Below are 12,946 nucleotides of genomic sequence, written 5' to 3'. Positions count from 1 at the left end.
ATTTCTATATTTGCTAAAACTCATCTTCATATTTTCATTTTTATTAGAATAATATTTATAGTTTTATTCCCAATAGAATTGATTGAAGAATCAATATAAAAAATGATCCCCATCAATTAGATAATATTATTTACAAGATTATTACAGTATACAAAATCTTAACTGTTTGAAAAAATCTCCTTATTTGAAGTAAAATTGATAACTTCTATTACATCTGAAGATTTAAGTTCGAATCCCATTTCTTTTGTTTTATTTATAACATTCCTAATTTCTTCTAGATACTTTTGGCCCCTATAGTTATTTTTTAGTAATATTAAAAGCCTATCTTTGGGTCGAGAAACAGATACATAATGCAAAAATCTATCATTATCATTGGTGAAATTGTATTCATTACCCATTATTATTACCTGCTCAAATTCAAGCCCTTTAGATGAATGAATTGTAGAGGTAGTTAGTTTGTATTTACTCGCATTATAAAATGGAATATACTTTGGATCATTTACAACGCTAAATAATACATTAATCTCATTATTTATTTTACTATTTATTGAACTGTATCCTAAATAATAGTATAAATCCAAACAACTATTGTGGAACTTAGTTGCATCTTCTTTGTTTTTCTCAACTCTTAACAATAAGCTTTTAATCTTTCTCAATTCAAAAGATTCCGGCATTGGTATTTCTAAATAAACATCGTATTCGTTGTACCTATCTTCTAAAAGATAAGATGCTATCACGCGAGATATCCAAACGTGTTCACTTTCAATATCTCCATTTTCAAGTGGTGAATGTGGAATATAAACAAAATCAATATTTTTTTGTTGCAATAAATTGCTCCATTCTTCCGCGGAATCTCTTCTATAGTTCAAAAAAGAACAGCTAGTTTCTTTATTTATCCATTTTTCAATATAGTTTATTGCATCCATTTCTTCGTTGTATATTACTAATTGCACCTCGTTCTTAAATTCAACAACATTGTAATTGCTCCTTGCCTCTGCCATAAATATGTTAGAATAATTTTGAATTGCTTTATTTGAACGGAAATTATGCCATAGGTTAAAAGTACTGAATCCCTCTCTTATCATGAGATTTTTGAATCCATCACTATATGCACCCCTCCATCCATAAATTGATTGTTTGATATCTCCAACAACAAATAATGATATTCCAAAGTAATCACATATATATATGAATAATTTATGCATATCAACATCGCAATCTTGATATTCATCTATATAAATTCTAAAATATTTAGACATTAAGTATCTTCTTGCTGAAAGTGATTTTTTAAGAATATCCAATCCTAATTGAAAGGCAAAGTTTTTATGATTATCTCTATATTTACACATAAAGCCATTTGATCTTATTTTATCAATTCCTTCATTAAAATCGTTAATTGTATTTTGATTTGAATAGTCTGGGAAGATTTCTTTTTTAAAATCTATACCATAAGCATCGTACATGAAGGGTTGAATAATTTCAGTTAGAACAAAATTATCATTAGTACCAATAAAACCAGAACCTCTGAATAACCCTAATCTATCTTTTATTTCTTTTGCAGCCTTACGTGTAAAAGTGATTGCAGCAAATGTTTGGTAATTTGTTACTTTATTAACATCTTGTATTATTCTTTTTACAGTTGTATATGTTTTTCCTGTTCCCGCATTTGCACTTACAACAATATTTCCAGACGTATTCAGTATCTTTTCCCGAATATCGATATCTATTGGGTACATGATTCTTTCAACTCCCTTATACAATCAAAAAATTCATGTTTGTAAATAGAATTGCACTTTCTAATATTTAATAGTCTACACAACTCAATCATGTTAATCATTTTTGCATCTTGCATAAAATCTATACCACTCTTGCTACTATTGCGCTCCTTTGCAAGTTGATCCATTAATTGTGGAACAATCTCGTATAAATCATTTTCTAAATCTATGCGAGATATATAAATATTTTTTTCCTTCAAAATTTTAAAATCATCAAAGTAATCTATTCCATAGATAATTTTTTGTAATGTTTTTTTATATTCAGGATCATTTTCATATTTTGCTACATCAATTCCAGTTATGTTAGGTTTTTGGGGAATCCCTGCTAGTCTTAAACCACGATTCAATCCTAATAGATTACATTCACCTTTAGTCTTGTTTAGTTTTAAATCATTATCAGTTTTTACAATTACCTTTATTCCTAATCTAGTCAAAACCTTGTAATACTCACTAAAATCTATTCCATCTACTTGTAGAATGTATCCTCCGTTACTCTCATATCTCTCATATTTATCTTTCATTATTCTTTCAAAAAGTATCTTCTCTGATGGTCCTTCAACTAGTAATACGACATCTGCAAAAATAGCTTCAGATAAATTTTCATTTAATTTTTGCTTAACAGTTTTATAATCTTCTGGAACTATATATGTGTACGATTTAACCTTAATTTTTTTATCTTTATAAAGTTTTATAAGGTTTACATTATCCATTTGGCTAACTATTAAAGAAGAATGGGTTGTAATAAATAAATAATTAAAAATATTATCACTAAATAGTTGATATGATAACGCAATTTGCATAGAGCGATGTAGATGATTCTCTAATTCCTCAATTAAAAATATATTGATTTTTTTATCTTCATTTCTTCTGTTTTCTAGTGCTAATAGTGTATATGCTAAAATCTTTTTTCTTCCATCACCTCCTGTTGGATATGTTTCGGAATCATCTTTATTCAAAATATACGGTGTCAACTTTGAATAAAGATTACTTAACTCAATCTCTGAGCGAATTGTAATTTTAAGATTTTTCTCATCCCGAAAATTTTTATATTCACTTACTAAATCGTTTTCGAATTTCTTAATACTTTTTAAACTACCAATACTTTTATTTAACTTTGTAATATGAGAATTAACCTTTTTTCTCTCAGTTTCATCTAAACTTGTATCGCTTCTTAAAATTTCTTTTGTATATCGCTTAAATTCATTTTCTAACTTTATGGACGAGTCTATATAAACTACATTGAACAATCTATCGATCTCAAAAAATGATTGATTACTTGGAATTGGTTCTAAATTATCTAGGTCTGACCCCCAAAACAATTCAGGCTCACCCCTGAGAGTTTCTGTATCATATTTAGCCCTGAGTTGAAAATATACTACGTTTGCATCAGATGAAATTGCTCCCTTCATAGCAGTATAAATCTTTTTGTTATCATCATTATTCTCATTTTCGATATTAACTTCCAAAGTAATAAATATTTCACTATCTATTTTTTTATTAAAGAAATCAGTATCAATAAGTCCGTATTTCCTATAATCTCGGTCTAACAAAAACCTTAAAGCACTCAAAAAATTAGTTTTTCCTATATCATTTAATCCAAAAATTACATTTTTATTTGTCAATTGTATGTCAATTTCTTCAAAATTTCTAAAACATTTGATTTTTAAAGACGAAAATTCCATTAAGTTACACCATCCCTTACTCCGACCAATATAGCAATAATATTTGAATCCATTCTGATTACCAACCTAATCATTTGTACATACTTCAAATCTCATTTTTACTCTTTTTAAATTTGTTCTTTCCCTTACAACCAATTTAATTAATCCATTCTTCTGGAATTAACTTATTGTTCTCGCCTCTCCATTCACATACTTCATGTACTCCAATTATATCCCCCCAAATACTACTATCAGCATGTTCCAAAACAATTACTTGGAAACCATTGTTTGAATCCTTCAATGCTTTTGACATTGTTAAGAATATTTTTTTTACTGCGATTTGGTCTTCATCATTAATTAACTTAGGATCTAGATCTTTTCCTGAATCTTTAATTGATAATTTTTGCGGGAAATATACTTGACTTGGTTGATCATAAACCATGAAATTAGGAACAGAAGAATGGGTTTGACTATTAAAAAACAAATGGAAAGCTAGCGTTACAGAAATATGATATGCCAACCAGTTTGATCCACTGCCAATTTCCCACAAGTAATCATCACGGCCATCTTCACCACTAACCTTAATAGAAAGATTTTCATAATCCATTTCTACAGGATCATTTGGTCTTTCTGAATCAAGGTGAGGCAATAATTTGATAGTAAAACCTTCAATTTTTCTTAATGCTGAATTTATCCTTTGTTTTATAGCAAATTCATTAACTTGGGACCTTAATCTTATTAGTCTATCATTTATTTCAGTTATCTCTGTTGATAAATCACTATCTAATCCAATTGTTTTAAATGTTTCACTCACATACTGAATTTGACCTAAAAATCTCGAGATATTTTCAATGGTATACTTTTCTTCAGCAGAAGCGTTTAAAATATTACTTTGAATATTGATTCTCTTCTGTATTGCTACTAGTTGCTCTGTTAGTTTCATTATTTCAGTTTTAACATTCTCATATTCTCGTTCAAATGCAGCGGGTATACTTTCTGTAAATGCTGATTCTTTCTCCAATTGAATTAAACTAGTATAGAATTTTTCAATTAATTCTTTGGGATGTCTATCTATCTTTCCGAAAATAGGGCAAGTCTCGTCGTTATTACTAAGACTTCTTAACCATTTTGAAACGTGTAATCTTTCAACTTGGATTGTTAATGATTCTCTGTAACTTTCTACGCTTTCCATTAATTGGGTCATTTCGGTGTATCTTTTTTTAAAGGATGTTAGCATAAGGGAAATCTTATTTTCTTCTTTTCTTAGTGATACTATTTCCTGAGAAGATGTTTCGATATTTTCACGTAAAACACCAGCATCAGATGCTTTTTTTTGAGATAATGAAGCTAATAACTCAATTTGATCTTCAAATGTTAATTGCGTCAAATCATCATTTGTTTTTAATAGCCCATACTCAACGGCAGCAGCAAGCCAACCGCCCATTTCTGTTTTCCACTTTTGTGCCACATCTATTAATTTTGCTAAATCCTTTTCTTTACGTCTTAATTCTTTTAACAAAACATTAATTTCATGTCGTTTAGCAATGATTTCCGGTGTAACAGCCCCAAGTATATATGGAAAGATATTAATTAATTTTGTCCTATGCTCAGTAGTATCAGCTTTATAAAATAAAGTATTAGCATTGGCTACAATATTTTGCGGTTGAAAACAAAATGCCATTAAATCCCTGAACGAAGGCCTTCCAAAATATTTATTATCTGTGTCTGCTTCTAAATCTAAAAAGGAAAGGGCTGCCAATTCGTCTAAATATTTCTTTACTACATTTTTATTCGTGTTTTTAACAGGTAATTCAGGTGTAACAACATCTACCCCTTCCGCAATATACATATCGTCAGTAGACTTTTGTATACCCGGTTCACGTCTCGCAAGAAGTATTTGCTTATTTTCCGCTTGAATCACAATACCAAACCAACTACAAGCATTTCTTATAGTTTTTACAGGAATATAACAAGTACCTGAAGCAAGACAATAATCAATAATTGGAATAATTGCAGATTTTCCAGTTCTAGAAGCTCCAGTAATAATATTGATTTCATTGAGTTTAAACTCAATTTCTTTGGGTTTGAAATTTGGTTTTTTGGGCCATAATATTAATTTCTTTATTTGAAAATTCATATTAAAACCTCACTTTCAAAATTTGTGAGACCTCATGCATTGTGAGCTGAGAACACCAGAATCCTAGCTTTTCTGAAGCTTTTCCAAACTTAATTATTGATTTGGGTTCGCTCTTATGTTCAGTTGTTGTAATTGGAAAAACAAGGGCATTTTCATAATCCATTGAAATCAAAGATGAATATAAAGCAACCCTTATAGAGTCAAGAGTTAATCCTTTCATATTTGAACTTCCACTATGTATCTGCAATAACATATCATTTTTTGATACTTTAGTAGTCAGAAATTTATCAGCAAATTGTCGTAATCCAGATGGTCTATTGGTACTATTTAATACTTCAACAACATCTTCTCTACATACCATAGGCAATATAATGAACAGTAGTGGAAAAGGTGTAAATGAAGAATTATTACTGTAATATCCACGTACAAAATTCCAAATAACAAATCCTCCAAAAGTTGGATTTTGAATATTCCTTACTTCTTTACTCAGATGTCCCATCTTTTTCGCATCCAATCTTGAATAATTTTTTGTACTCAGGATGCCAACCAATTATCAAATCATCAGATAATGCATGATAACAGCCTGGTGTGAAAAATCCCGGTACACTTAAATAATCAATATTTAAACTATCATCTTTACACCGCAAATATAGAAGATTTCCTTTTTCTTCGGGAGATAAACTTTTTTCTGTAAGATTAATAATCTTTCTTTTGTTGTTCCACTTTTTTACTAGTTCTTCTTCATAAATTAATAAATTACTCTCACTTATATCACCATGACTCGCCCATATTGTTCTGTTTATTGATGCTCTTAAATAATCACTAATTGCTTCAATTTTATCTGTATAATCACATTCAATAAGATCTAATTGTCCCAAGTAATTTTTCAAAATAACTAATTCATTTTCTATATCTTCCTTTGAAGGTCTTGGAGCTAATTCTTTAAGACTTAGTTTTTGATTTAATTCTCGAGTGATTGCAACAAGCTGAGCTTTATATTCTGAATAGCTTATAGACATAACATGAGTTGTTTCTATTAATTTTGCAGTTTTTTTATCAATCCACCCCAAAATATAATCAAATGCATATTCTAAAAGCTCGTCAGGAATTATTGCTTTCTGACAGAATTTATTGTATAAAGCCGTAGTATGACTACTATCAATTGTAACTAGTTTGAAATTTTTTATTATATTACATGCAGATGATTTATTTACTGGATTAAAAAAACCTCTAACAAAAAGTGAATATTGATCACCCATACTTTTTTCATTTCCAGTGTCATCATAAAATTCAGTTCTAGCTTTTTTCCACACTTCTTCTGCTTTTGTGGAACAGTTTGCATTACTAAATAGTTTAACAATGTTCCCTTTTCTATCTGCCGCAATAAATAACTTAAAAATAGTTTTATCCGGGTCCAGTTCTCCTTCTTGAACAGCTATCAACCAGTTGTATAATGTTTTCCATAAATCAACAGCTCGATCTGAAATTGGATTATTATTTGAAAGAACACTTTTCAATTGCACTGCTTCAATACTTCCATCATCTTTTTCTATAGCAATGTCATCAAAAACCTCTATACTTACTATTTCAGAATCCGTACAATCTAGTAGTTCAAAAAGCGCATGCCTTACTTGTAATGAATACGCATAAACTTTGTCAGGCACATGAGTATTTTTTAATCTAGCCTCCTTACTATTAGGTTCCTTATGATTCACCAAAGTCCGTCAACTCCTTACTTGTTAATAAATTAAATATCTATAACTTTTAAAATATGTAAAAAAATTAGGTTAAAAGTCTCCTCTATGAGAATTATACATAAACCTACATATTTCCTGCTTTTCCTACAAAATTCCAAATCTCAGATCATACATCTTAAAAACAAACTCCAGCCCTGTTACCGAATCTATAGGTTGCAAACAAAAGTTAATTTTTCAGGATATAAAAAATACTGTGGGTGCAATAACTTTACCTCTGGTAATGTCATTGCACCCACAACATTTCTTTGAGGGTACCTCTATTAATAATTTAAATCAGTTTTTATTAACATTGTTATCAAATTGCACCATTAACGCCTCATCGCCCATATACTCCACAATCCTCTGCGTAAGCAAATTATTTTCAAACATAGCTTTTCGAATATCCGAATGAGATTTCACGTTTTCTAAATTATTGGCATCATCAATTATTACCTTCACCAGTAAAACTTTTACTGAGAAAGGACTCTTTATGGACGAGGCTATATTCCATAACGCTAGCCTACACAGGTATAAGTGTTGGAGAACTTGTGGCACTTAAATGGAGTGATATTGACTTTACAAAGCAAACTATTCGTATCACCAAAACATACAAAAATGTTGGCAACAATACCCTTAAATATCAACTTGAACCGCCTAAAACAAAAAAATCACGACGTGAGGTTGTTGTAGATGAACTAGTAATCAATACACTTTTAAAATATAAGGAAACCCAAGACAAGCTTATACAGCGCTTGGGGAATTCTTATCCTGACCAAGGATTTGTGTTTGCTAATGTCCACCGTCATCCGGGTTATCCTGTTTTAATCAAATTTGTTGAAACTAGAATGGCCCGTCTTCTAAAGAAGGTCGATCTGAATCAGGAACTTACTCCACACTCTCTTCGCCACCCATACTTCCCTTCTTGCAGAAGCTGGCGTGGGAATAGAAGAGATTATGACCGTCTAGGACACCAAGATGACGAAGTAACGAGATAAGTTTACCTTCATGTAACCCAAGAGATGAAGAAAGAAGCCTCTGATAAATTTAGTAAATTAATGAACAATCTTATTTGAAAGTAAAATGAAAGCATTTTGCTTTCAACCTACATAAAATAGACCAGTTTTCAGTTATTATAATTTGGCAATTGTTTTAGCCCTATATTCTGCTTCAATCTCATCCTCAATATCACACTCTAGTGTCCAAATATTTTTCAATAAGGTTTTCTTATAACCACATTTAGGACATTTATATTTATACCTACCAAAGTAAGTTCTTGATACTTTCATTTTTCTATAATCATTCTTACAATATGGCCCGTCTACCCTCCCTACGTTGATATCCAAAATCTCATTCGTGATTGGATCTCTACGTTTAGCATCCGCATAGATCTTCCACTTAAATCCATATCCTTCTCCGCTATATTCTAAATCATAGTGGCTTCCAATACTCATAACCATAGGATATACTGCCTGCAACTTATCAATTCTAGTCCTTATAAACCAACGAATTACCATAATAAATATTAACAATAATATCCAATATACTACAAATTTATAATCAACAACTACCCTTGAAAATTCTACTAAATTAAGTGCCTTCCCAAGTAGCACTATATTAACAGCGTATGTAGTTAAAAGTGTAGCAAATAGAGAAGCTAAAACACCAATGGTAAAATCTTTGAGATATTTAATCATAACTGACACCTATCCTTATTTAAGCTGATAGTGAGTGTTCCATGTTCCAGTCAAATTTCCTTTAAACATTGGACTATAGGTTAAATTATACCGTAACTTTATTTTAGCAGAATTAAAGTGTTGAAGAGCTAAGAAAAATGATCTCCTTCCACAATTTAATTCAAACCAAATTAAACGATTTATTTAAAAGAAAATCGGACATAATGAATATTTGTTACAAAATACATTGGAAAGCGAGGTCATTCAATGAAATGAAACGTCATTTCTACAGACGGGGCTGTACCTGCAAGAAGAAAAATTGCTCATGTGGCTCCAAATGGGATTTTGTCCTTGATATCGGGATTGATTCAGAAACCGGCAAACGAATGCAAAAGACCAAAAGCGGTTTCCCAACAAAAAAGGAGGCGGAAGTAGCCGCTACTGCTTTGATTCATGAACTAGAACAAGGGATTTACATCAAGGAATCCTGTCAGACCTTTAGTGATTTTACGAAAGAATGGTTACCTATTTACAGTGAAACAAAAGATGTAAAACCCGGAACCATTCGAGTACGTCTTCATGAAATCAGGAAGTTGCTTCCTTACTTTGGTCAGTTAAAGTTGAAGGACATTACCCCAAAACGATATCAAGAATGCTTAAATGATTTAAAGGAGAGGATATTCTGACAGCACGCGAGAAGGGATTCATCGGATTGGGAGAATGATTTTCCGAAAAGCGTTGGAGTTCGAACTGATCAAAAAAGACCCAACGGAATTTTCTTATCTCAAAAAAGATAAGAAAACCATTGAACAGTTAGAGGAAGAAGAACTACCAAAACATCTAGAAAAAGAAGAACTTGCTCTGTTTTTAAAAACAACCAAGGAACAGGGGTTAGAACACGATTACTTGGCATTTCTCATTCTTTCCTATTCAGGTATTCGGGCCGGGGAGTTAATTGCGCTCAAGTGGAAGGATATTGATTTTGTGAATCACACCATCAGCATCACGAAAACGGGTTACAATCCAAACAACAATGCGCTGAAATATCAACTGGGTACTCAAAGACATGAAAATCACGAAGGAGAATCATTGTGGATGTAGATGTCATCGAGGCTTTAAAGGAGCATAAAAAGGTTCAAGATGAGGTCATCAAGCGGTTAGGAGATGCTTACTAGAACCAAGATTTTAGTTTCGCCAAGATGCAACGGCAATAAGGATATCCCATCGTGATTAAAAATGTGCGAGACCGAATGAAAAGGCTACTTAAAATAGCCGGCCTAAATGAAGATTTGACTCCGCACAGTTTAAAACACAACCATACATCACTACTTGCCGAAGCCCGTGTGTCACTTGAACAAATCATGGACCGTCTTGGTCATACCGATGACCAATTTTTACGAAAAGCGTTTATCTACACGTTACCCAAGAAATGAAAAAAGAAGCCTCTCAAAAGTTTGGTGAACTCATGAGAAGCCTCTGTTAGTTTCCTCAATGTTAGCAAACCACTCTCATCTTACTACAAAACCCAGTCATATCAAGGGTTTTAGGGGCAGATTACATCATTCCGCCCATCAAAGTACCTATATAATAGGTAGAAATACGTCTTAAAAAAGCGATTATATCAACGCTTTTATAATTCCCCTTTTAGTAAAATTAGCTACTTTTAAACATGAGCATGAACAAATAATAAAGCACTCACAAGGAATGCTTTTACTTTTTCAAAAAAATAAAATAAAAAACCATATGTCTAGAGTCTACAATATTTTCATTTCATACCTTTATAGGATAAATAAGTTCTTAAATCCCCATCTTCTAGAACTGTTTTTCGGTCATAATCCTTTAAAGAATTATCTTCTTCAATCGAACAAGTTGTTCTATATACTTCCAAGCACCAGCTCTATTTAAAAATTCAGATAATCCATCAGGAACTGAAACTTCATATCCAACTAAAACTTATACCAGTGATTATTATTTCTCCTTGAAATCTCTTCAATATATAGCCACCTTCTAATATTTCAAGTTAGTATTTACCGCTCAAATAATATTATTATTACTTCTACTCTTCATGAATCCATTTAATAATAATATCCTCATGCCCTAACAGGAAAATACCATTTACCCCCTATTTTCTTCTTTGGAAATCTTTTATCATAAAAGAATTTTTACTTAATATTATTTTCACTAATGCATGCTTATCTACATGTACGGAACATATTTTATGGTGGAAAAGCTAATCAAAGTTAGTTAAAAATGTAGAGTTAATAAGGTTTGATAAAAATCATTCTTCACTGGACGGCATCATGAGCGATTTGGCAGGTATCGTGGCCTACAAGCCGAACTCCTGAAAACCTCGTATTGGGTATGTTCGACATAGCGACAAGGCTACACCTGCAAAAATCCGTATAAGACAAGGGATAAAGGGTGGAATCTTTTTGAGCAAAGAGTACCGGAGGACAAAAAAATACTACCCGTACCTTGTCTGTAGGATAGCTTTTTGATTGGATCGAATCAACCGAAAAAATCTATTTAAACTCTATATATAAAGATTTCATGTCTTGTAATTTTACTTCCTCATATTCTTTTGTTTTCAAATTTAATATGCTCCTTGATTCGTTTAGTTCATAATCATGAACCAATTGATTTAACACTATATCAGGTTCAACTAAAGTTCCTTCGGGATTTTGTGATACAAAAACACCATTTTCGAATGATAAAATTAATTTAATATAATTTGTAGGTTTCATATTAATCACTCCTTTATTTTATTTCCTCCAATATTTTGTATATAATTTCATTTTTCCCCAAAATATTACAGGAGTTTTTGGTTTTATATAGAAATTATATAACGAATAACTATAAAAGGGAGGATTTATTTTGTTAAAAACTAAGAGGTTACTTATTTCATTTTTATCATTTTTAGTAATTTGTGTTATCCCTTCAACAAGTTTTGCTTCTTCATCTGAATTGGAATCTAGTAATATTCAATTAATTTTCCTCGAAAACGAAAACATGGAACTTTCTATGGAACAATTTAAAACTAGTGAATTAAATACGGAAATTCAAAATGCTATTACTGAAGCTAACTCAGAGGAAGAATTAGAGGATTTATTTATTGATTTAGAGAAAAAAGGCGATCTAGAAAAAACGAATTTAAGGGGATTTGCAACTAATAAATGTAAACAGGTCAAATTACGAGTTGAATGTGAGATAACAGCATGGATAGTAGATGATTTTATTGTAAATGGATACTATGATATGACTTGGTTTAGAAATGATTATTATTTAGCACCTGATGCATGGAGTGAATTTTATTCTGTACCTAAAAATACAGTTCATCCAACTCGTGGTTTATCTCCTGCGGCATCAAGTGGTAAAATAGAATCCGTTGTAAGTGGAACTTTAACAGGTCAGCTTTCTAATAAAATATATGTATTTGGCGATGCTTGGTCAAATACAGTAGATTTTTCAAAATAGCAATCTATTTTCACTATTAACTAAAATGAGGAAGCACGAAATTTGCCTGAATACCCACTGTTTCAAAAATACAACAGTATATATTACAAAGCTAGTAGTGTATACTATTGGTTGAAACAGCATATATTAAAAAGACCGTTCAATGGCTGCTACCATCAAACGGTCTGCAATAAAATAGGATCGTTCAAAGGCAATCAGCAACATTTAAAACGGTAAATCGCCTAAGTGTATCAGCGCTTAGGGGCGTTTTGCTTTTTTTAGAAAAAGTATATGACAAAGCTAGGATTGATACTATCAGTGTAGAGAAACTGATCATCAGAGATTCATCAAGACTTTTTACGAATTCTTATATCAAGTAACGAACGAGGCTGGGACAAAACCCACCTCTAAGATGAAAAAGCCGGTGAAATTTTACGACGAGTAAAATTTCACCGGCTTTGATTATTTTGTAATAAAATAAGGACAACTTCTGATAAAATTAAGTTACCAC

The 12,946-nt window shown here is 31.3% G+C and carries 13 protein-coding genes; 5 read left to right on the top strand and 8 right to left on the bottom strand.

The features are described from left to right. Positions 1 to 158 precede the first annotated feature (158 nt). The 5 genes from KDN24_RS04335 to KDN24_RS04315 form a co-directional block, all read right to left on the bottom strand. Positions 159 to 1,736 (bottom strand): UvrD-helicase domain-containing protein, encoded by a 1,578-nt coding sequence (locus KDN24_RS04335; protein ID WP_409970888.1) that lies wholly within the window; start codon positions 1,734 to 1,736, stop codon positions 159 to 161. After that, positions 1,724 to 3,457, bottom strand: coding sequence for an ATP-dependent nuclease (locus KDN24_RS04330; RefSeq protein WP_409970887.1), 1,734 nt, complete (start codon positions 3,455 to 3,457; stop codon positions 1,724 to 1,726). The genes KDN24_RS04335 and KDN24_RS04330 overlap by 13 nt, the downstream gene beginning before the upstream one ends. Before the next feature lie 136 nt (positions 3,458 to 3,593). Then, a complete protein-coding gene (locus KDN24_RS04325; protein WP_409970886.1) occupies positions 3,594 to 5,573 on the bottom strand; it encodes a DUF3732 domain-containing protein in 1,980 nt (659 codons plus the stop codon). A 1-nt stretch (position 5,574) separates the two neighbouring features. Further along, positions 5,575 to 6,072 (bottom strand): three component ABC system middle component, encoded by a 498-nt coding sequence (locus tag KDN24_RS04320; protein WP_409970885.1) that lies wholly within the window; start codon positions 6,070 to 6,072, stop codon positions 5,575 to 5,577. Next, a complete protein-coding gene (locus tag KDN24_RS04315; RefSeq protein ID WP_491348464.1) occupies positions 6,056 to 7,288 on the bottom strand; it encodes an ABC-three component system protein in 1,233 nt (410 codons plus the stop codon). The genes KDN24_RS04320 and KDN24_RS04315 overlap by 17 nt, the downstream gene beginning before the upstream one ends. A 434-nt stretch (positions 7,289 to 7,722) precedes the next feature. Here KDN24_RS04315 and KDN24_RS04310 point away from each other — a divergent pair, with 434 nt between their 5' ends. After that, complete coding sequence (locus tag KDN24_RS04310; RefSeq protein WP_491348463.1) at positions 7,723 to 8,304, top strand: tyrosine-type recombinase/integrase; 582 nt, start codon at positions 7,723 to 7,725, stop codon at positions 8,302 to 8,304. A 135-nt stretch (positions 8,305 to 8,439) separates the two neighbouring features. On the opposite strand, the gene KDN24_RS04305 is transcribed toward KDN24_RS04310, so the two are convergent. Then, on the bottom strand, positions 8,440 to 9,003 hold the full coding sequence (locus tag KDN24_RS04305) for a hypothetical protein (RefSeq protein ID WP_409970883.1): 564 nt from the start codon (positions 9,001 to 9,003) through the stop codon (positions 8,440 to 8,442). Between the two features lie 251 nt (positions 9,004 to 9,254). On the opposite strand from KDN24_RS04305, the gene KDN24_RS04300 reads away from it, so the two are divergent. From KDN24_RS04300 to KDN24_RS04290, 3 genes are all read left to right on the top strand, one after another. Further along, positions 9,255 to 9,668 (top strand): tyrosine-type recombinase/integrase, encoded by a 414-nt coding sequence (locus KDN24_RS04300; protein ID WP_409970882.1) that lies wholly within the window; start codon positions 9,255 to 9,257, stop codon positions 9,666 to 9,668. A 34-nt stretch (positions 9,669 to 9,702) separates the two neighbouring features. Beyond that, entirely contained in the window at positions 9,703 to 10,083 is a 381-nt protein-coding gene (locus KDN24_RS04295) for a tyrosine-type recombinase/integrase (RefSeq protein ID WP_409970881.1), read from the top strand. Between the two features lie 149 nt (positions 10,084 to 10,232). Further along, positions 10,233 to 10,415: a tyrosine-type recombinase/integrase gene (locus KDN24_RS04290; protein ID WP_409970953.1), complete on the top strand. Its 183-nt coding sequence runs from the start codon at positions 10,233 to 10,235 to the stop codon at positions 10,413 to 10,415. A gap of 1,089 nt (positions 10,416 to 11,504) precedes the next feature. Here KDN24_RS04290 and KDN24_RS04285 read toward each other — a convergent pair. Further along, entirely contained in the window at positions 11,505 to 11,726 is a 222-nt protein-coding gene (locus KDN24_RS04285) for a hypothetical protein (RefSeq protein ID WP_409970880.1), read from the bottom strand. A gap of 130 nt (positions 11,727 to 11,856) precedes the next feature. On the opposite strand from KDN24_RS04285, the gene KDN24_RS04280 reads away from it, so the two are divergent. Then, complete coding sequence (locus KDN24_RS04280) at positions 11,857 to 12,456, top strand: hypothetical protein (RefSeq protein ID WP_409970879.1); 600 nt, start codon at positions 11,857 to 11,859, stop codon at positions 12,454 to 12,456. A 184-nt stretch (positions 12,457 to 12,640) separates the two neighbouring features. Here the strand turns inward: KDN24_RS04280 and KDN24_RS04275 are convergent, their stop codons facing one another. After that, a complete protein-coding gene (locus KDN24_RS04275) occupies positions 12,641 to 12,772 on the bottom strand; it encodes a hypothetical protein (RefSeq protein ID WP_409970878.1) in 132 nt (43 codons plus the stop codon). Positions 12,773 to 12,946 lie beyond the last annotated feature (174 nt).

Origin of the sequence: Cytobacillus sp. Bva_UNVM-123 (assembly GCF_046351715.2) — a bacterium.
Classification (GTDB): Bacteria; Bacillota; Bacilli; order Bacillales; family Cytobacillaceae; genus Cytobacillus.
This window is presented reverse-complemented; position numbering and strand designations above follow the sequence as displayed.